Source organism: Escherichia sp. UTM R2 (genome assembly GCF_048593455.1).
GTDB lineage: Bacteria > Pseudomonadota > Gammaproteobacteria > Enterobacterales > Enterobacteriaceae > Escherichia > Escherichia coli.
Window position 1 is genome coordinate 149,414 of sequence record NZ_JBFWDY010000002.1, and the last position, 21,121, is coordinate 170,534.

Below are 21,121 nucleotides of genomic sequence, written 5' to 3' on the forward strand. Positions count from 1 at the left end.
TAAAAAGTATAGTCGGTCAGTCCAGGTACTCTTTCATTACGCCAGCCAGCCACTGCATAAACAGGTTTACACGCCGGGAAAGCTCCCGACGCTGCGGATAAACCAGCGAAAGGGAGAGCGGCTCGGCACGGTAGCCAGGTAATACTTCAATAAGCCGCCCGGCACGCAGGGCTTCGCGCACGGCAATGCGCGGGATCTGAATAATCCCCAGACCGGCAAGACCGGCGGCGAGATAGTTTTCGCTACTGTTTACCGTCAACATGCCGCCAGACTTAAACCACTGGACGCCATTAACGCTGGCAACCTCAAAACCTAACGGATGTACACCCAGATGCGGTGTATAACGCACTATTGCGTGTGAAGTCAGATCATCGGGGCTTTGCGGATAACCAAAGCGCGTCAGATAGTGCGGACTGGCACAGTTGACCATGGTCAGTTTGCCGAGGGGACGGGCGATAACGCCATCTTCCGGTAACGCGCCAGTGCGTATCACGCAATCAAAACCATCATGAAGAATATCTACCGGACGGTCATGGCTACTCAGTTCCAGCTCAATTCCCGGATGCAGATAGAGAAATTCCGACAGGCGCGGCAGTAACAGGCTTTTCGCGATTCCTGGCGGGATGTCGATGCGTAATTTACCGCTGATACTGGTGGCATCCTGTTGAAACAGACCGTCCAGTTCGCTGAGATTACTCAACACATCTTTTGCTCGTTGATAATAGGTCATGCCTTCTGGCGTGAGTTTGACCCGTCGCGTGGTGCGCTGGAGAAGCTGGGTGCCAAGTTGATGTTCCAGTGCCTGTATCTGGCGCGAAACACTTCCTTTTGGCAAAGCAAAGAAATCCGCCGCGCGGGAAAAACTTTCCAGCTCCGCGACTTTGATGAACAACTGCATTGCGTGAATTTTATCCATTTCTTTGACCGATTGTTATTCACAGCGAAACAGTAACGCGCATATCGCATTGTTTATTGTTTTTTCTAACATCTAATGCCGGGTTTCACAATGTTGTCATGACGAATGTGGCGATTTCTCAGCAGGAAAAGGGCGGAATAGCTTTCTGAGAAAGGTGAATCCCCCTAAACAGAGCGTATTTTTCAGCGATTCCCTTTAAAGTGAATAGAGGACGTGTTGGCTATTTGTGCTTATTTTTGTCTCATTGCCGTTTGTTATTTTTGCTTGTGGTCGCGGAGTTTCATTTTTAATTGCATGCGTACTAACCACCAATATAAGGAAATCCTCAAAATTGTTTTAAATAGTGCCCTCGACATGTAATTTCAGGCGTTTAGCTGTAACTATTTATATCGGTAACTATTTTCTACGCGTCATCTCTGTAGAATGGCCACCGCCAAATGGCGAATTCTTATTTTTTCTCGCGGGTAATACCCTTCCACTACTTAAGTCTTTTTAACGTATTCAGGTGGAGATTCAGTTATGCAAATAGTCATGTTTGACAGGCAGTCAATATTTATTCATGGAATGAAAATCAGTTTACAGCAGCGTATTCCAGGAGTGAGTATTCAGGGGGCCAGTCAGGCAGACGAGTTATGGCAAAAGCTGGAAAGTTACCCTGAAGCCTTAGTTATGCTCGATGGCGATCAGGATGGTGAGTTTTGCTACTGGTTGCTGCAAAAAACCGTGGTGCAGTTTCCTGAGGTTAAGGTGTTAATCACGGCGACGGATTGCAATAAACGGTGGTTACAGGAAGTTATCCATTTTAATGTGCTGGCCATTGTGCCTCGTGATTCAACCGTCGAGACATTTGCGTTGGCGGTAAATAGTGCGGCGATGGGGATGATGTTTCTGCCTGGAGACTGGCGGACGACGCCGGAAAAGGACATTAAAGATCTCAAATCGTTAAGCGCCCGCCAGCGGGAGATTTTAACCATGTTAGCGGCGGGCGAATCAAATAAGGAGATCGGCAGAGCGCTGAATATCAGTACCGGAACGGTAAAAGCGCATCTGGAATCCCTGTATCGCCGTCTGGAAGTGAAAAATCGCACCCAGGCGGCAATGATGTTAAATATCTCCTCCTGAAGAGGATAATTTTACAGCCAGCAGGAAGTTAGCGGCTGGCTGTAAAAATATTATGGTTCGCCGTACAAACCAATTAAACGGCGTACCACACCGTTAGTCCAGCCAAACCCATCCTGCAACGGATACTCGCCACCGCCGCCTTCGCGGGGAACACCATCGGCAATATGGTATTTCTCGATCATTTTGTGCTGTTCCAGATAGAACTGATTCACCGTTTTCAGCCAGCTGCGCGCGATTTCATCACCCAGAAGGTCATCGCCATACATTTTAAATCCCTGAATTGCCATCCATTGTAACGGTGCCCAGCCATTGGGTTTATCCCACTGTTCACCGGTTTCGTACTCGCTTGCCAGAATCCCGCCAGGTGTCAGTAACCGGCTGCGTACGGCGTTTGCCAGACGATCGGCCTGTTCATGGTTCGCCATGCCGACATAGAGCGGCACAATGGCGGCAGCGGAAAACAGCGCCAGTTGTTCGCGTCGCCAGTCGTAATCGCGGTAGATGCCGTTTTCATCATCCCAGAGGTAACGGTTTACCGCATCGCGACGGGCACTGGCCTTCTGGCGGAACAGCGCTTCTGTCTCTTTCTCGCCTTTCAGCGCCGAGATGTTGGCGATGGCGCTCTCCAGTTTAAACAGGAAGGCATTCAGATCGATGGGGATGAACTGGGTGGTACGAATGCTCGCCAGACGACCAGTATCACGCAGCCAACGGGAAGAGTAATCCCAACCTGAGGCCGCTCCCGCGCGTAAATCGCGGTACACCTCGTTGGGCGGGCGACCAGAATGTTTCGCGGTTTCAACGTCCTCAAGCCAGGATTCGTCACGCGGCGTGTCGCGATCGTCCCAATAACGGTTGAGCAGCGATCCGTCCGGCATCCGCACAACATGGCGATAGGCCTGATTAGGGATCAACGATTCTGCACCGTCCATCCAGAAGGCATATTCCATTTTAAGGTGGTCGAGATAGCGGCGCGCACCGCGTACACCATCTTCTTCAAACAACTCCACCATCAGCGCAAAAACCGGTGGTTGCGATCGGCTCAAATAATAGGTGCGGTTGCCGTTGGGGATGTGACCATAGTTTTCGATCATCCAGGCGAAGTTATCGGCCATGCATTTCAGCAAATCTTCCCGACCACTTTCCGCCAGCCCCAGCATGGTGAAATAGGAGTCCCAATAGTAGGTTTCGCTAAAACGGCCGCCCGGGACAATATATGACTGCGGCAGCGCCAGTAGAGAAGACCACGGAATGTGATCCTGTGGTTCGCGGGTTAGCACCGGCCACAGCTGGTCGATATGCTCTTTCAGGGAATTTTGCGGGTCCGATACATACTCGCTGGAGTAGACCTCCGGCAGCCAGAAGTGATTTTCAACAAACTTGCGCAAGTCAAAATCACGATGACGGCGCACTTTACGGTAGCGGATTAAAATATCCAGCGGGTCCATTTTGGGTGCGCAGTCGGGAAAGGTTTTACTGTCGGGGAAAATTTTCGCCGACTGAACATGCTCGAACAGTTCGAGATAGCGATCGGCAGGCGTCAGCGCATCAGAGGCGGGCAGCCCTTCAATCATCTCGGGTTCCGGTTCTGCCTCGATCATCTCATCCAGTTTTAATTCATACGGGTCCAGTTCATAGCAGAGATCGACCTCGATCATCAGTTCGTCTGGACTAGGGTTTTGAATTTTCTGATTGAGCATAAGGATCCAACCTCCGAAATTCGTCGCTAATTATCGGGCTTTTCTTTAAGGGTAGTCATTCGCTCCGCCTGGTGGGCGACAAAGCGTGCGGTGGATCACGTTTATTAACCTGTCAAAAAATATAACGCACTAATATCCATGGAATTTATAAAAATACGGATTTCGTGTTGTTTTTCATTTTCAGAACATTCAATCCTGCTCTCGCCGCAATCATGATATGCCAATCCTGATCTGGGTAATAGGTACAGGCTATCTTATTGATAGTTTATATTCATGTAATTGATTGATTCCTATCAAAAAGCGTATCTCCCTGTTTTTTATGATGGCTTTGTCTCGCAGAGACGTTTGCAGCATTCTGGAAAATTTTCTGGGTCACAATAACTCACCACCGTGAGGGAAGAATAATGAAAATGGTCTCACGTATTACCGCGATCGGCCTGGCTGGCGTCGCGATTTGCTATTTAGGGTTATCTGGTTATGTGTGGTACCACGATAATAAACGCAGTAAACAGGCCGATGTTCAGGCATCTGCTGTCAGTGAAAATAATAAGGTTTTAGGCTTTCTCCGCGAAAAAGGATGCGACTATTGCCACACGCCTTCGGCAGAATTACCCGCCTATTATTATATTCCTGGCGCGAAACAGTTGATGGATTACGACATTAAGCTTGGATATAAATCTTTTAACCTCGAGGCCGTGCGTGCGGCACTGCTGGCTGATAAACCCGTTTCGCAAAGCGATCTGAATAAGATTGAATGGGTGATGCAGTATGAAACTATGCCACCAACACGTTATACCGCGCTACACTGGGCGGGTAAGGTGAGTGATGAAGAGCGGGCGGAAATACTCGCCTGGATTGCAAAACAGCGCGCGGAATATTACGCCAGCAATGATACTGCTCCGGAACATCGCAATGAACCGGTGCAGCCCATCCCGCAAAAACTGCCTACTGATGCGCAAAAAGTGGCGTTGGGCTTTGCGCTGTATCACGATCCCCGTTTATCGGCTGATAGCACCATTTCATGCGCTCATTGCCATGCGTTGAATGCGGGGGGCGTCGATGGCAGAAAAACATCAATTGGTGTTGGTGGCGCAGTTGGGCCGATTAACGCGCCGACGGTATTTAACTCAGTATTTAACGTTGAGCAGTTCTGGGATGGTCGTGCGGCAACATTGCAGGATCAGGCTGGTGGACCGCCGTTGAACCCGATTGAAATGGCGTCGAAATCCTGGGACGAAATTATTGCTAAGCTGGAAAAAGATCCGCAGCTTAAAGCGCAGTTCCTCGAAGTCTATCCGCAAGGTTTCAGTGGCGAAAATATTACTGATGCCATTGCTGAATTTGAGAAAACATTAATTACGCCGGATTCCCCATTTGATAAATGGTTGCGTGGAGATGAAAATGCGCTGACGGCGCAACAGAAAAAAGGCTATCAATTATTTAAAGATAATAAATGTGCAACTTGTCATGGTGGTATTATTCTCGGCGGACGTTCCTTTGAACCGTTGGGGCTGAAAAAAGACTTTAACTTTGGGGAAATTACGGCGGCGGATATTGGTCGTATGAATGTGACTAAAGAAGAGCGTGATAAATTGCGTCAGAAAGTACCCGGTTTACGTAACGTTGCTTTAACGGCACCGTACTTCCATCGCGGTGACGTGCCGACGCTGGACGGGGCGGTGAAACTGATGTTGCGCTATCAGGTAGGCAAAGAGCTGCCGCAGGAGGATGTGGATGATATCGTAGCTTTCCTGCACAGTCTGAACGGGGTGTACACGCCGTATATGCAGGATAAACAATAATTAATTTGATCGCCCGAACAGGAATGTTTGGGCGATTTTTATTACGATAATAAAGTCTGTTTTTAATATTATCATGTTAAATGTTTATATTATAAAAAGTCGTTTTTCTGCTTAGGATTTTGTTATTTAAATTAAGCCTGTAATGCCTTGCTTCCATTGCGGATAAATCCTACTTTTTTATTGCCTTCAAATAAATTTAAGGAGTTCGAAATGGACCAGAAGCTGTTAACGGATTTCCGCTCAGAACTACTCGATTCACGTTTTGGCGCAAAGGCCATTTCTACTATCGCGGAGTCAAAACGATTTCCGCTGCACGAAATGCGCGATGATGTCGCATTTCAGATTATCAATGATGAATTATATCTTGATGGCAACGCTCGTCAGAACCTGGCCACTTTCTGCCAGACCTGGGACGACGAAAACGTCCATAAATTGATGGATTTGTCGATCAATAAAAACTGGATCGACAAAGAAGAATATCCGCAATCCGCAGCCATCGACCTGCGTTGCGTAAATATGGTTGCCGATCTGTGGCATGCGCCTGCGCCGAAAAATGGTCAGGCCGTTGGCACCAACACCATTGGTTCTTCCGAGGCCTGTATGCTCGGCGGGATGGCGATGAAATGGCGTTGGCGCAAGCGTATGGAAGCTGCAGGCAAACCAACGGATAAACCAAACCTGGTGTGCGGTCCGGTACAAATCTGCTGGCATAAATTCGCCCGCTACTGGGATGTGGAGCTGCGTGAGATCCCTATGCGCCCCGGTCAGTTGTTTATGGACCCGAAACGCATGATTGAAGCCTGTGACGAAAACACCATCGGCGTGGTGCCGACTTTCGGCGTGACCTACACCGGTAACTATGAGTTCCCGCAACCGCTGCACGATGCGCTGGATAAATTCCAGGCCGACACCGGTATCGACATCGACATGCACATCGACGCCGCCAGCGGTGGCTTTCTGGCACCGTTCGTCGCCCCGGATATCGTCTGGGACTTCCGCCTGCCGCGGGTGAAATCGATCAGTGCTTCAGGCCATAAATTCGGTCTGGCTCCGCTGGGCTGCGGCTGGGTTATCTGGCGTGACGAAGAAGCGCTGCCGCAGGAACTGGTGTTCAACGTTGACTACCTGGGTGGTCAGATTGGTACTTTTGCCATCAACTTCTCCCGCCCGGCAGGTCAGGTAATTGCACAGTACTATGAATTCCTGCGCCTCGGTCGTGAAGGCTATACCAAAGTACAGAACGCCTCTTACCAGGTTGCCGCTTATCTGGCGGATGAAATCGCCAAACTGGGGCCGTATGAGTTCATCTGTACGGGTCGCCCGGACGAAGGCATCCCGGCGGTTTGCTTCAAACTGAAAGATGGTGAAGATCCGGGATACACCCTGTACGACCTCTCTGAACGTCTGCGTCTGCGCGGCTGGCAGGTTCCGGCCTTCACTCTCGGCGGTGAAGCCACCGACATCGTGGTGATGCGCATTATGTGTCGTCGCGGCTTCGAAATGGACTTTGCTGAACTGTTGCTGGAAGACTACAAAGCCTCCCTGAAATATCTCAGCGATCACCCGAAACTACAGGGTATTGCCCAGCAGAACAGCTTTAAACACACCTGATAACATAACGTTGTAAAAACCGAATGCCCAACCTTTAAAAAACAGCTGGGCATTCGGTTGCTTATTAATAGCAATAATATATTGGCTGTCTATTCATCGTGTTGATAAGATATATGTTATATGAATGTTTATTCAATGTAACGGATATCTTTAATGTCACTGCAAGGGATTATTTGCTTACTATTAATTTCACTGCGTTCTTAAGCACGTCTTTTGTATTATAAATCCAGTCATCCTGCCCGTAGATTATCATCCTGTTTTCCCGCTTCGTTTAAATTTATTTATCAATCAATTTGACTTAAGAGGGCGGCGTGCTACATTAATAAACAGTAATATGTTTATGTAATATTAAGCCAACTATGCAATCACTACATGGGAATTGTCTAATTGCGTACGCAAGACATAAATATATTCTCACCATGGTTAATGGTGAATATCGCTATTTTAATGGCGGTGACCTGGTTTTTGCGGATGCAAGCCAAATTCGAGTAGATAAGTGTGTTGAAAATTTTGTATTCGTGTCAAGGGACACGCTTTCATTATTTCTCCCGATGCTCAAGGAGGAGGCATTAAATCTTCATGCACATAAAAAAGTTTCTTCATTACTCGTTCATCACTGTAGCAGAGATATTCCTGTTTTTCAGGAAGTTGCGCAACTATCGCAGAATAAGAATCTTCGCTATGCAGAAATGCTACGTAAAAGAGCATTAATCTTTGCGTTGTTATCTGTTTTTCTTGAGGATGAGCACTTTATACCGCTGCTTCTGAACGTTTTACAACCGAACATGCGAACACGAGTTTGTACGGTTATCAATAATAATATCGCCCATGAGTGGACACTAGCCCGAATCGCCAGCGAGCTGTTGATGAGTCCAAGTCTGTTAAAGAAAAAATTGCGCGAAGAAGAGACATCATATTCACAGTTGCTTACTGAGTGTAGAATGCAACGTGCTTTGCAACTTATTGTTATACATGGTTTTTCAATTAAGCGAGTTGCAGTATCCTGTGGATATCACAGCGTGTCGTATTTCATTTACGTCTTTCGAAATTATTATGGGATGACGCCCACAGAGTATCAGGAGCGATCGGCGCAGAGATTGTCGAACCGTGACTCGGCGGCAAGTATTGTTGCGCAAGGGAATTTTTACGGCACTGACTGTTCTGCGGAAGGAATAAGATTATAGAGTTTTACTCAGACATAAAAAAAACCCGGCATAGGGGACCGGGAAGAGGATAGTCTGCCGTCTCCAGACTAATAAACCGTTATAACACTCCCTGTTGGCACGGGAAACTTTGTGCTCTCAGTAAGTTAAATATAACTTTTACTGGAAATAAGATCAGCCATTTTTTTATAAACATAAGCTATACGCTGTGCGAAAATATATTCGTGCTGCATTTACTTATTATCAATTAACTGTTATGCAAAACTACTTTGTGGATAAATTTTGGTCCTACCAAATCTGGCAGTTTTTGCGCTAAGAAACAGTCTGGCATCATTTCATTAGTATACTGAAATTGAAATAATCGCAGTAATGAAATATAAGGGATAGTCATGACGCATGTCTGCTCGGTGATCCTCGTTCGTCGTTCATTCGATATTTATCATGAACAGCAAAAAATATCGTTGCACAGCGAGAGTATCCTGTTACTGGATAAAAATTTGGCAGACGATTTTGCGTTTTGTTCACCGGATACGCGACGACTGGATATCGATGAGCTGACAGTTTGCCATTACTTACAAAATATTCGTCAGATACCACGCAATTTAGGGTTACATAGCAAAGACCGTCTGTTAATTAACCAGTCACCCCCCATGCCGCTGGTGACGGCGATTTTTGATAGTTTCAATGACTCCGGGGTAAATTCGCCGATACTGAGCAAAATGCTCTATCTTTCCTGTTTATCGATGTTTTCTCATAAGAAAGAACTGATCCCCTTACTTTTCAATAGTATCAGTACTGTTTCAGGAAAAGTTGAACGCCTTATTAGCTTTGATATCGCCAAACGTTGGTATCTGCGCGATATTGCGGAAAGAATGTATACCAGCGAGAGTCTAATCAAAAAAAAGTTGCAGGATGAAAATACCTGTTTCAGTAAAATATTACTCGCCTCCAGGATGTCGATGGCCAGACGATTACTCGAGTTACGTCAAATTCCTCTGCATACTATTGCGGAAAAATGTGGCTATAGCAGTACGTCGTACTTTATAAACACATTTCGACAATATTATGGTGTAACGCCACATCAGTTTGCGCAACATTCGCCAGGTACCTTTTCCTGACATATTTCGCATTTGAATATTGGTCAGGATCTCACACCTGCTTCATGTGAAACTCTTCCCTGATGATTTCTGCCGGGCTACCGGCTAGTTCTCTTTCGCAGTTTGCCAGGCGGTATAGGTATTTTCAGGAGGAAAAGACTCGGCATGTTTGGGATTATTAAGCTGACAATTCATACGATTACGGGAATGTGGGTCAGTATTGTGCTGTTCAAATTGATGACGAATGGCTGGAGTGGTTTCTACTTTCAGTGCTGTGTACTAAGCCTGGTATTCCTGACGGTTAGCTGGTTGTTGAGTGGTGAATGGTTAGCAGGAAAGAGTAAGGCTGAACCTTCACGTTCAACCTTACTCTCATTTACACGTTACGCTTTTTTAAAGCGGGCAAAGAGATGTTCCACTACAACGAAAAAGACCGGAACGAAGTAAATTGCCAGTACTGTTGCGGCAAACATCCCGCCCATCACGCCGGTACCTACCGCGTTTTGCGCGCCAGAACCGGCACCATGACTGATAACCAGCGGCAGCACGCCGAGAATAAAGGCCAGAGAGGTCATCAGGATTGGGCGTAAACGCATCCGCGCCGCTTCGATGATTGCCTCTATCGGCGTTTTCCCTTCTTTCTGCATCATCTCAACGGCAAATTCGACAATCAGGATGGCGTTCTTGGCGGAAAGCCCGATGGTGGTCAGCAAACCAACCTGGAAGTAGACGTCATTACTTAAGCCGCGCAGATCGGTGGCCAGTAATGCGCCAACGACGCCTAACGGAACAACCAACATCACCGAGAACGGAATTGACCAGCTCTCATAAAGTGCGGCGAGGGCGAGGAACACCACGACCAGTGAAATGGCATATAGTGCGGGAGCCTGATTTGAGGATAACGCTTCCTGATACGACAGTCCGGTCCATGAGTAGCCGACGCCTGCCGGAAGTTTAGCGACCAGGTCTGCCATAAATTTCATGGCGTCACCGGTACTTTTCCCGGCCGCCGCTTCACCTAAAATCTCCATTGACGGGATGCCGTTGTAGCGTTCCAATCGCGGTGAACCATAGGTCCATTCGGTAGACGAGTAGGCAGAAAGCGGTGCCATCGTGCCAGAGGCGTTGCGTACATACCATTGGTTGATGTTATCCGGCAACATACGGAACGGCGTGCCTGCCTGGACATACACTTTTTTCACCCGCCCCTGGTTGAGGAAGTCGTTCACGTAGCTGCTGCCGAAGGCGGTGGAAATTGTCTGGTTGATATCAGACAGCGCCACACCCATTGCCTCAGCTTTCGCGGCGTTGACGTTCACTTTGAACATCGGCGTATCTTCCAGGCCGTTCGGGCGTACCCCGGTGACCTGGTCAGGCGATTGCGCTGCCAGTGATAACAGCTCGTTTCGTGCCTGGGTTAGTTTTTCGTGCCCCAGGTTACCGTTGTCCAGCAGTTCCATATCAAAACCTGACGCGGTACCCAGTTCAGCCACCGCGGGTAAGTTGAACGGGAAGACGACGGCTTTATTGATACTGCTTAACGCAATCATTGCCCGCTGAATGATCGCGGTAACCGAGTTTTCCTCACCGACACGTTCAGACCACGGCTTGAGACTGATAAACGCCAGGCCGTTGTTTTGCCCCTGGCCGCTGAAGCCAAAGCCGCCAACGGTAAACACCGACTGAACATTATCTTTCTCTTTTGTAAGATAATAATCCGTCACCTGTTGCAGCACTTTCGTGGTGTTAACCATGGTGGCACCGGAAGGTAACTGCGCGGTGGTCATAAATACCCCCTGATCCTCTTCTGGTAAGAAAGAGGTCGGTGTACGCAGGAACAGCACCGCCATCCCGGCGCAAATCAGCAGGTAGACCACCATGTAGCGACCGGTACAACGCAACAGCGAGCGGGTGCTATCGGTATAGTGCTGAGTTGATTTTTCAAACAGCGTGTTGAAGCGTGCGAACAGGGCGTTAGGTTTGTGACCGCCTTCCGGCGCGGCTTTCAGAATGGTGGCGCACAGGGCAGGGGTCAGGCTCATTGCCACAAATACTGAAAGCAGCATGGAGGAGATCAGCGTGATGGAGAACTGGCGGTAGATCTCCCCGGTTGCGCCGCTCATAAAGGCCATCGGCATAAACACTGCGGAAAGAACAACAGCAATACCGACCAGCGCACGTTGGATCTGCCCCATCGATTTATGCGTCGCTTCCTTCGGTGGTAGCTTATCTTCCGCAATGACACGCTCGACGTTCTCCACCACCACGATGGCGTCATCCACCAGTAATCCTATCGCCAGCACCATCCCGAACATAGTTAACGTGTTGATGGTGAAACCGACCGCCGACAAGATCGCAAACGTCCCGAGAATAACCACCGGTACGGCAATCGTCGGGATGATTGTGGCACGGAAATTCTGCAAAAACAGATACATGACCAGGAAGACGAGGATGATAGCCTCAACCAGTGTTTTAAAAACTTCCTGAATAGAAATTTCGATAAACGGCGTGGTGTCGTAAGGATAAACCGTCTTCAGACTTGCGGGGAAATAGGCTGATAAGCGGTTCAGCTCCTCTTTGACTGCCCGCGAGGTATCCAGGGCGTTTGCTCCGGTAGCCAGTTTGATGGCGATCCCGGCAGCAGGTTTGCCGTTATAGCGCGCCACGGTGGAATAATCTTCCGCTCCAAGTTCTACGCGGGCGACATCACGCAGCAGCACTTGCGAACCATCTTGCTGAACTTTCAACAGGATTTTGCCAAATTCTTCCGGCGTTTGCAGACGCGTCTGCACAATGATCGAGGCGTTTAGTTGCTGGTCTGCCGCCTGTGGCATGCCACCCAGTTGACCACCGGAAATCTGGTTGTTTTGCACCTTAATCTGGGAAATAACATCGGAAGGTACCAGATTGTATTTATTGAGTTTTTGCGGGTCCAGCCAGATACGCATGGCGTACTCGGAACCAAAGAGCTGTACGCTACCAACGCCCGCGGTACGGCTTAGCGGGTCTTTGATATTAGACGCTACATAGTCCGCGATATCGTACTGGTTGAGGCTGCCGTTATCAGAAATAAACGCCGCTACCATCAGAATATTACTGCTCGACTTATCAACGCTAATCCCCTGCTGCTGCACCGCTTCAGGTAATGAAGGCATAGCGAGTTGCAGTTTATTTTGCACCTGAACCTGTGCGATATCAGGAGATGTCCCAGTCTCGAAGGTCAGAGTGATAGAGGCATTACCCGCCGCATCACTGGTTGAAGACATGTACATCAGGCCATCAAGCCCATTCATATTTTGCTCAATCACCTGAGTGACCGAGTCTTCTACCGTTTGCGCATCGGCACCTGGATAGGTAGCGCTGACGGTAATGGTCGGTGGCGCAATCTGCGGATACTGCGCAACCGGTAAGTTCATGATCGCCAGACCACCTGCAAGCATCATAATAATGGCAAGTACCCAGGCAAAAACCGGGCGATCAATAAAATAGTTAGCCATGAAAGTCCCCTTAAGCCTGCAACGTTATTGTTTCGATTCGGTGCTGGCGTTTTCCTGGCTGGAGGAAATTGCTCGTGCTTTGATACCCGGACGAATGCGTTGCAAACCGGAAACGATCACCCGATCGCCAGCCTGCAAGCCAGAGGTGACAACCCACTGGTCGCCGATGGCTTTGCTGGCTTCAATTTCGCGTAGCTGCACAACATCGTCTTTATCCAGAATAAGCGCCGTTGCTTTACCCTGGGCGTTGTGGGTGACGCCTTCCTGCGGCACCAGTAATACATTCTGGCGGCTACCTTCATCCACTAATGCCGTGACGTACATGCCAGGCAGCAAGTCACCATTTGGGTTGGGGAAAATCGCCCGTAACGTCACGGAGTCCGTGGTTTCATCCACCGTCGGGTCGGAGAATTTCAGCGTGCCGGTCTGGCTGTAGCGTTTACCATTTTCCAGATTGAGCTGTACTGGCGTACTGCCCTGAACCTGTTTGATTTGCCCACTGGCGACCTCTTCTTTCATGCGTAAGAAATCTTGCACCGACTGCGTGAGATCGACATAAATCGGGTCCAGACGTTGTACGGTAACCAGCGAATCTGCCTGATTAGCGGTAACGAGTGCGCCGACGGTCACCGACGATTTCCCGCTGACGCCCGTAATCGGCGAGGTGACATTCGCGTATTGCAGATTGATCGTCGCCTGTTCAACAGCCGCTTTGGCGACGGTGACATTGGCTTCTGCTTCATTCAACTGGGTGCGCGCGGTGTCGTAATCCTGACGGCTAACGTAGTTGGTCTTCAGCAACGATGCCTGGCGGTTAAAGGTGATGCGGGCATTGCTGGCGGTAGAGAGCGCTTTCGCCAGCGAGCCTTTGGCGGAGTTTAGCTCGGCCTGTAAAGGTGCAGGATCAATCTGATACAGCGAATCGCCCTGGTTCACTTTATCGCCTTCGATAAAGTTGCGTTTAATGATAATACCGCCCACCTGGGGACGTATCTCGGCAACTTCATAAGGAACGGTTCTACCGGGCAATTCGCTCAACACATTGACCGAACCGGGGGAGAGTGTGACGACACCGACCTCAGGCGTCATGGCGGCGGCGTTTTCCGCCGATTTGTCATCGCAGGCGGTGAGCATCGCGCCGCAGAATAACAACGGTATTAACAGCTTTCTTCTTCTGTTCATTTTAGTCCCTGAAAATTCTTGAGAAATAACGGTTCTTTAAATTGCGCGCGAGGAGAGATATGAGGGATTTACAGACCAGCGGCATAGTGGGGTTGTCAGCCAGTAAGGTGGGATACAGGCACAGTGATCGACATGGTGAGGTCAACGACAAAAAAAATGTTGCCGTTCTGCCAACAGTTCCTGCCAGCATTCGGGCAACGAAGGGTTCTACTGGTGGATACACATACCAGGGGAATAAAGTCGTTTTAGCCTCTCCTTTAGTAATCACCGGGGGTAATGAAATCAGCATCTGCATCCCTCGTCATGCCAGCCATCAATTTCAGTTGCTTATCTCCTGACTAAAAATAAGATGTGATACCCAGGGTGACGATGTCGCTCATACGTCTTAGTTTCAGCTTGTACATAATGTTGAATTTCTGAATCTTTAATGTTTGTTGCGAAATATTGAGCGTCGACGTGATATTGCTTTCATTTTTATTTTTCAGAATCAGTTGCATAATTTTGAACTGATTATGTGAAAAACATAATTGTGAATTCTTATGGGGCAAGTGTTTACCATAAGTAATCTCAAGAAGATTTTTGATACTTTCTTTGCGGCTAACAAAATAAATAGGCGCTTTAGCTTTTAGTTTACTGATGTGATAAGGTGCCAAAACAATAATTCTATCGGCATCTAATTTCTCCAGAAATTTAATCGCTTCTTCATCAAGGATATGATTGTGATAGGTATCAATGATAACCTTGAAGGGTTTATTGCCTACTTTTTTGATCTCTGACAGGGAATTGATTTTTATCATTTCGTGATTATCTTTCAACTGCCAAAAGCCCTGTAAAAGAAAAGAATCTTTCGTCATGAGAAAAATCATAACTTGCTCCTTAGCCGTTATCGTTTCGAACATGTCATCCTTTTCATTATTTACATCCTTGTCCGAATCGTTGTTCAATATAGTAAACGCCTATAAGAACTTTACCCTTCGTGAACTAATACGTCTATTAACACTAATCAATACTTCAGATTTATCCATCACGCACTCCATATATTGATCCTAAGTAAGATTCCTGGTTGTTATCAGCTTGTAAATAGTAAACAAAAAGTTAACGTTTGCGGATTACTGCCCAAGAATAAGTTATCAATAACCAGTTTGTGATCTCTGAAGAATATTACTAAAGTTAAAATGTAATCCGATTTAAATATCGAGTCTCCTTGTTTCGACTTAAGCTGGCAATTGGATTGCCAGCTTTCTTTTAACGCATTGAAATTACCTGAGTAAATAACGCATTCATGTCTTCAGGTTTTTATATAGCGTCTGGAGACACGGATATTTATGCAATGTAATCAACGCCAGTTGCAAAAAAATGAACCCGGATTACTTATTTAACCGCCCATAGCATCAACGCTTACGGAACTCTTTGTTCACTTTCCCACAGCACTTTTAAAACATTAAACCTGACTACGGAAAATATCAGCCATGATAATGTTTGAAATGGCTAATTTGCCATGGAGTAAAAAAAATTAGATGAAATTCAGTAGGTTGAAATAATCACTAGCAGGTAATTATTTCAATGATAGTGCGCAATTGATCTACAACACTGCGTAGCGGAGAGAGTATTAATCGGATCATAGTCACATCAAGTGACTATGATCCGGGTGACAACCGGGGTAATTATTGCTGCTTAACGAACAAACTGGCGAAGCTGAACAGGCTGGCGGCGCTAAATATCAGTTCAATTCCCACCAGTGTGGAAACCAGCGTTACAGACACCATCGGCGTTGCACCAAGGAATATCCAGGCAATGACGATATCCAGCACACCAATAACGAGCTGTAGCCAGCTGCCTTTCATTGAACGCTGACGATACCAACTCATCAGGCGAATAACTCCTGCAACACAGAACAAACCGGCAATAAATGCCGCAATGGCAAAAATGCCCAGCTCCGGTGCGCGGATGAAGAAATAGCCGATCAATAAATAGGCGACTGCGACGAGGAAACCGGATAATACCGGCCAGAAATTATGACTGCGGTTGCTGAATAACCCGACAATAAGCGCAATACCCGAGCAGATTAATAATGCACCCACTACTGTGCTTAAAATATCGCCAGAGACGAACGGGAAACTGATACACAGCAACCCGACGATAAACAGCAGCACGGCAATAAACTGGATTGCTCTGCGATGTTTTTTAAGCATCTCCAGATCAAACTTCAAAATTGTTGCCTTATCTATATATAACATAGAACCACCCTATAAAATTAAGAAGAAAATCCCCTGCTATCAATCTATGCCAAAAACGCGTCTAAGAATGCAGTCGATTTAATAAAAATTTCCTAATTGCAGTATCTGATGCATCTGTAACTCATTGTATTGAAATAAAAATATCTGATTTTGATATTTTCCATCAACATGACATATACAGAAAACCAGGTTATAACCTCAGTGTCGAAATTGATTCGTGACGGCTCTTTCACTTTATAGTTGAGGATATTACGATGAAAAAAGTATTAGGCGTTATTCTTGGTGGTCTGCTTCTTCTGCCAGTTGTGAGCAATGCAGCGGATGCGCAAAAAGCAGCTGATAACAAAAAACCGGTCAACTCCTGGACCTGTGAAGATTTCCTGGCTGTGGACGAATCCTTCCAGCCAACTGCAGTTGGTTTTGCTGAAGCGCTGAACAACAAAGATAAACCAGAAGATGCGGTTTTAGATGTTCAGGGTATTGCAACCGTAACCCCAGCTATCGTTCAGGCTTGTACTCAGGATAAACAAGCCAACTTTAAAGATAAAGTTAAAGGCGAATGGGACAAAATTAAGAAAGATATGTAATTCCGGGAATGCGTTACATCGTACTTCCTTGCATATTGAACAGGCCGGAATATCTTCTTTAAAAGCAGCTATTCCTCCTGTTCATATATAATCTCTATATTGAATGGGTTACAAAATGAATATTTCATCTCTCCGTAAAGCGTTTATTTTTATGGGCGCTGTAGCGGCTTTGTCACTGGTGAACGCACAATCTGCGCTGGCAGCCAATGAATCCGCTAAAGATATGACCTGCCAGGAATTTATTGATCTGAATCCAAAAGCAATGACCCCGGTTGCATGGTGGATGCTGCATGAAGAAACAGTATATAAAGGTGGCGATACCGTTACTTTAAATGAAACCGATCTCACTCAAATTCCTAAAGTGATCGAATACTGCAAAAAAAACCCGCAGAAAAATTTGTATACCTTCAAAAATCAAGCATCTAATGACTTGCCGAATTAATGAGGTACAAGTAAAAAGGAGTAGCAAGTTGAGCCATCTTGCTGCTCCTTTTTGCATTTTTATATGACAGCAGAATTTATTATACGTCTTATACTCGCGGCAATTGCCTGTGGCGCTATTGGCATGGAAAGGCAAATGCGCGGCAAAGGAGCAGGGTTACGCACACATGTATTAATTGGCATGGGAAGCGCCCTGTTTATGATTGTTTCGAAATATGGTTTTGCTGACGTGCTGTCTTTAGATCACGTCGGACTCGACCCCAGCCGTATTGCTGCTCAGGTGGTGACGGGCGTCGGGTTTATCGGTGCAGGTAACATTCTCGTTCGTAACCAAAATATTGTAGGTCTGACGACGGCAGCGGATATCTGGGTGACCGCCGCCATAGGTATGGTTATTGGCAGCGGTATGTACGAACTGGGTATTTATGGTTCAGTGATGACCTTGTTGGTGCTGGAAGTCTTCCATCAATTAACCTTCCGCCTGATGAACAAAAATTACCATTTACAGCTGACATTAGTGAACGGTAATACGGTATCAATGCTCGACTGGTTTAAGCAGCAAAAAATAAAAACTGATTTAGTTTCGTTGCAGGAAAATGAAGATCATGAAGTGGTCGCCATTGATATCCAGCTTCATGCCACAACGTCGATAGAAGACCTGTTGCGATTATTAAAAGGTATGGCAGGGGTGAAAGGCGTTTCAATTAGCTAATCTGTGTGGCAGCGTAGCCAGACTCACCGTAAGCCTGAAATTCACACCAGATAATCAATATGCTGATGGCGTACCAGCTCATTGATCCGCTTAAGATTGAGGATCATCATGATATTGTGTTTATGGCAGTAGAACGTTTTTAGCGATATTTTCAGTTTCTCCAGAATATCTTCCGTTGTCATTTGATTCGCAATGCAGCTCAGAACCTGATGTTGCTTGCGCGAAAGTGACACAGCCGCTTCAGGCACAGAGCAGTAACTGCCATTGATGAGTGCGACAAAATCAATGATAGTGATAGTCCGCGGAACAAAGGTCACCGGCACTTTCCCCAGGCAGCGTTTAATATTAAAGGGGGAGAAAATAATGACATGGACAGGTTTTAATCGTTCAATTTGAGTGAGAAAATTAGAATGAAATACATTATTCATTAATGTATCAATAATGACGAAGGCATTCTGATGCAACATTACGTCGATCTCTTCTTCGTTCTGTATATGAACGACATTACCTTTACTCAGAATGTTTTTCATCGCGGTGAAGAACATCGTATCCCTGGTAATTATAAGAAACATAACCGACTCCTGGTGCGGACATTAACTTTATAATCAGTTTGCCAAAGGTAATTAACAGGACAGGGCTTATAATAATAATAGTTAGCTTACTGTATATTAATTTTATGTAATACATGATGCAGATGCTGAGAAAGCATCTGCATCTTTCGGTGGTGTTATTTGACCAGCTCAGGTGTTACCTGACTCACCGCATTGGTGTAGTAAGGCGCACCCCAGCCCGGTTCCGGCCAGAATGCACCATAGCCGTAATCCCACAGGTTATAGGTGGTATTAACCACTTCTCTCAAATGCCACACCTGGATGCCCTGCATATTCACTTCCAGGAAGTTATACGGGACTTTATTGATAAAGCCTGGTTGTTCACCCTGAATGGTACCGAGGATGGTAACAAAGTGATTACGATAGTTCACTGGATCAAGGAAGCCGCTTTGTCTGGCGAGCAGTCGGCCCTGATAGTTGGCTTCAATATCAGGCTTCGCATAGCTATCCAACGGTAATACAGCGATTTCTAACAACGTATCCGTTTTGCCATTGATAACGTTGATAACCTTCCCACCAAAGCGCGCTTGTTGACCAACATATAACCCCGGCTGGTTATGAACAGCAACAAAACTTTTTTGAATATCAGGTTGGTTATTGCCTTTGATATTTTGCGGAATTGAACTACATGCGGCAAGCAAAAATGAAAGGCTGAGGATGAGTGCACCTTTTGTCATGTTCATGTTACTATCCTTATCAACAAATATTAAAACCATAATAGATATTTCTTTATAGTTTTCATCTGATTCTGAGGTGATATGCCTGATAGTAACGTAAACCTGTCTGATGTTTATATCCTTTCTGTTTAGGTGAACTCAGTTAATTTTGGGGCGTGACATGAATATCCATCACCCCATAATATAGTGCATTGTTTTAAAAGTACATAAAATCTATTTTTATTCAATGATTATAAAGTGCTAATAATCAATATTATGGTATTATATTCTGGTAATGATTTGATAAGCGAATTCTTTTACCAGATGGTATTTCTATTTCCACCCCATAATTTATATCTTTTTCATTAGGCAGTGGCCTCTTTAAATAAGGCGTGTGTGACATTTTTTTTGGGTTAAGCGTCTCGTATTGAAATACTTCGAATTGATATTCAGACATTTCTTCCCATGTTTGAATTTTATTGTATCGAGAGAGTGTCGTAAAGGATTTAACTTGCTTATAACATTGTTTTTGGAATTCTTGCTGATATTTTAATATGTCATTGTATGAAAGATTGGTTATCCTGGCCTCTAAAAATTTAATTATTGTCGAAGCAATTTCCGCTTTTGCTCGTAAAAGGTTGTCATTAATGGTTAATAATGTTGAAAATAAACCTTCGATTTGCTTGTCAAGATATTGTCCATCTTTATATAATTTGGGGGTAGGGTGTTCTTTATGTAAAAAAATAGTGTCACCTAAATTTGCGTCAGTGAAATTTATATTAAGTAGATCTTCGAAATAAAACCTTGACAAGGTTAGAACGAACCCGGACAGGTTCTGTCCTGTCATATTGAAATCAATAAAGTTGGTTCCGGCAAAGACTTTCATCCTGTTTTTATTTTCACTGTGCTCAATATATAACTTCGTCATTTTTTGATACAGGCTTTGAATATCTTTTATATTAGTTGGTAAGTCAGCTCGTTGTTCAGCAATAAAATTAGTATCTGAAAACATGGTTTGGACACTGAATGTTATGGGTATTCCCTCTTCTACGCTAATTTTAGTTATGATTGCCTTGTCGGGTTTAGGATTAGCGACAACAATGATTCGACATTCAGCACTTTTGTTTTTTTCATATCTAATGTTATTAATCTGATTAAGTATTGATTGTGTCTGTTGCGTAAGTTGTGTCGAACTTATCGTTTCAATGTTAGTAATAAGACTTACAAGTTGAGCCACAACTTTTGAGTAGTCTGCATTTGTATATGTAGTGTTCGTGTGGCACGCATTAATTTGTTGAAGTTGGTGTTGCGCTAAATCATATTGATCAGAGATATATCCTTCTCCAGAGAATGTGGAATTAATGGGTTGTTGTTCTTCCCAATTATCGCAAGGCCACTTCGGTGTGTCTGGCGTTTTAGCATTATCGGTATTTGTTGTGCAGTTATAAATATCGCCGTGATATGTATTTATTATACCTGGGGTAAAGTCAATTGACATAAAATTCCTTATTCATCATTTGTTTTATGCTAAGATGTTTAAATTGGATAATTAGAACAGGAATGGATTTTCTTCTACACACAATAAATGTAATGCGTTATATCTTCCTGATATAATTACCTTTGATTTCCCTTTTATCTCCACCCGGTAATATTTGTGTGTAAAAAAAGGGTAGTGATAGTATCGTAAAGGAAATCGTTAACAACTATCAAAATGCGCTCATTTTAAAAAGTTATTATGTTCTCTGATAGTGTGTGAAGTGATTTTTTTTGTGATGTTTTAGATGTGT

General features: G+C 45.5%; 18 protein-coding genes. 9 read left to right on the top strand and 9 right to left on the bottom strand.

Annotated features, from left to right (window positions below):
* Positions 1-16: 16 nt before the first annotated feature.
* Entirely contained in the window at positions 17-916 is a 900-nt protein-coding gene (locus AB4H76_RS01520) for a LysR family transcriptional regulator (RefSeq protein WP_001493482.1), read from the bottom strand.
* Between the two features lie 519 nt (positions 917-1,435).
* On the opposite strand from AB4H76_RS01520, the gene AB4H76_RS01525 reads away from it, so the two are divergent.
* Positions 1,436-2,038, top strand: a complete 603-nt coding sequence (locus AB4H76_RS01525) for a helix-turn-helix transcriptional regulator (RefSeq protein WP_001167676.1) — start codon at positions 1,436-1,438, stop codon at positions 2,036-2,038.
* A gap of 50 nt (positions 2,039-2,088) precedes the next feature.
* On the opposite strand, the gene AB4H76_RS01530 is transcribed toward AB4H76_RS01525, so the two are convergent.
* Entirely contained in the window at positions 2,089-3,738 is a 1,650-nt protein-coding gene (locus AB4H76_RS01530) for an alpha,alpha-trehalase (RefSeq protein WP_077491964.1), read from the bottom strand.
* Between the two features lie 404 nt (positions 3,739-4,142).
* On the opposite strand from AB4H76_RS01530, the gene ccp reads away from it, so the two are divergent.
* From ccp to gadW, 4 genes are all read left to right on the top strand, one after another.
* A complete protein-coding gene (ccp, locus tag AB4H76_RS01535) occupies positions 4,143-5,540 on the top strand; it encodes a cytochrome c peroxidase (protein WP_000784821.1) in 1,398 nt (465 codons plus the stop codon).
* Between the two features lie 210 nt (positions 5,541-5,750).
* The gene (locus tag AB4H76_RS01540) at positions 5,751-7,151 is read left to right on the top strand and encodes a glutamate decarboxylase (RefSeq protein ID WP_000372240.1); all 1,401 of its coding nucleotides are present in this window, start codon (positions 5,751-5,753) and stop codon (positions 7,149-7,151) included.
* Positions 7,152-7,510: 359 nt separating this feature from the next.
* Positions 7,511-8,335, top strand: coding sequence for an acid resistance transcriptional activator GadX (gene gadX, locus AB4H76_RS01545; RefSeq protein ID WP_001191058.1), 825 nt, complete (start codon positions 7,511-7,513; stop codon positions 8,333-8,335).
* Positions 8,336-8,703: 368 nt separating this feature from the next.
* Positions 8,704-9,432 (top strand): acid resistance transcriptional activator GadW, encoded by a 729-nt coding sequence (gene gadW, locus AB4H76_RS01550; protein WP_077491482.1) that lies wholly within the window; start codon positions 8,704-8,706, stop codon positions 9,430-9,432.
* Between the two features lie 362 nt (positions 9,433-9,794).
* On the opposite strand, the gene mdtF is transcribed toward gadW, so the two are convergent.
* Positions 9,795-12,908, bottom strand: a complete 3,114-nt coding sequence (mdtF, locus tag AB4H76_RS01555; protein ID WP_000024892.1) for a multidrug efflux pump RND permease MdtF — start codon at positions 12,906-12,908, stop codon at positions 9,795-9,797.
* Positions 12,909-12,932: 24 nt separating this feature from the next.
* Positions 12,933-14,042 carry a multidrug transporter subunit MdtE gene (mdtE, locus tag AB4H76_RS01560; protein WP_306308715.1) on the bottom strand — a complete coding sequence of 370 codons (1,110 nt, stop codon included), beginning with the start codon at positions 14,040-14,042 and terminating at the stop codon, positions 12,933-12,935.
* A 107-nt stretch (positions 14,043-14,149) separates the two neighbouring features.
* Here mdtE and AB4H76_RS01565 point away from each other — a divergent pair, with 107 nt between their 5' ends.
* Positions 14,150-14,428 (top strand): hypothetical protein, encoded by a 279-nt coding sequence (locus tag AB4H76_RS01565; RefSeq protein WP_001205328.1) that lies wholly within the window; start codon positions 14,150-14,152, stop codon positions 14,426-14,428.
* On the opposite strand, the gene gadE is transcribed toward AB4H76_RS01565, so the two are convergent.
* Both gadE and hdeD read right to left on the bottom strand, forming a co-directional pair.
* Positions 14,429-14,956: an acid resistance transcriptional activator GadE gene (gadE, locus tag AB4H76_RS01570; protein WP_001295217.1), complete on the bottom strand. Its 528-nt coding sequence runs from the start codon at positions 14,954-14,956 to the stop codon at positions 14,429-14,431. It abuts the gene before it with no gap.
* 798 nt (positions 14,957-15,754) lie between these two features.
* On the bottom strand, positions 15,755-16,327 hold the full coding sequence (gene hdeD, locus AB4H76_RS01575) for an acid-resistance protein HdeD (RefSeq protein ID WP_000965672.1): 573 nt from the start codon (positions 16,325-16,327) through the stop codon (positions 15,755-15,757).
* Between the two features lie 254 nt (positions 16,328-16,581).
* On the opposite strand from hdeD, the gene hdeA reads away from it, so the two are divergent.
* From hdeA to AB4H76_RS01590, 3 genes are all read left to right on the top strand, one after another.
* A complete protein-coding gene (hdeA, locus tag AB4H76_RS01580) occupies positions 16,582-16,914 on the top strand; it encodes an acid-activated periplasmic chaperone HdeA (RefSeq protein ID WP_000756550.1) in 333 nt (110 codons plus the stop codon).
* Between the two features lie 115 nt (positions 16,915-17,029).
* The gene (gene hdeB / locus AB4H76_RS01585; RefSeq protein WP_001298717.1) at positions 17,030-17,356 is read left to right on the top strand and encodes an acid-activated periplasmic chaperone HdeB; all 327 of its coding nucleotides are present in this window, start codon (positions 17,030-17,032) and stop codon (positions 17,354-17,356) included.
* A 63-nt stretch (positions 17,357-17,419) separates the two neighbouring features.
* Positions 17,420-18,067 (top strand): MgtC/SapB family protein, encoded by a 648-nt coding sequence (locus AB4H76_RS01590; RefSeq protein ID WP_001296814.1) that lies wholly within the window; start codon positions 17,420-17,422, stop codon positions 18,065-18,067.
* Between the two features lie 41 nt (positions 18,068-18,108).
* Here AB4H76_RS01590 and AB4H76_RS01595 read toward each other — a convergent pair whose 3' ends face one another.
* The 3 genes from AB4H76_RS01595 to AB4H76_RS01605 form a co-directional block, all read right to left on the bottom strand.
* Positions 18,109-18,639 carry a helix-turn-helix transcriptional regulator gene (locus AB4H76_RS01595; RefSeq protein ID WP_000478619.1) on the bottom strand — a complete coding sequence of 177 codons (531 nt, stop codon included), beginning with the start codon at positions 18,637-18,639 and terminating at the stop codon, positions 18,109-18,111.
* A 155-nt stretch (positions 18,640-18,794) separates the two neighbouring features.
* Positions 18,795-19,361: an outer membrane lipoprotein Slp gene (gene slp, locus AB4H76_RS01600; RefSeq protein ID WP_001057453.1), complete on the bottom strand. Its 567-nt coding sequence runs from the start codon at positions 19,359-19,361 to the stop codon at positions 18,795-18,797.
* A 247-nt stretch (positions 19,362-19,608) separates the two neighbouring features.
* Positions 19,609-20,832 carry a hypothetical protein gene (locus AB4H76_RS01605; protein ID WP_085452735.1) on the bottom strand — a complete coding sequence of 408 codons (1,224 nt, stop codon included), beginning with the start codon at positions 20,830-20,832 and terminating at the stop codon, positions 19,609-19,611.
* Positions 20,833-21,121: the final 289 nt, after the last annotated feature.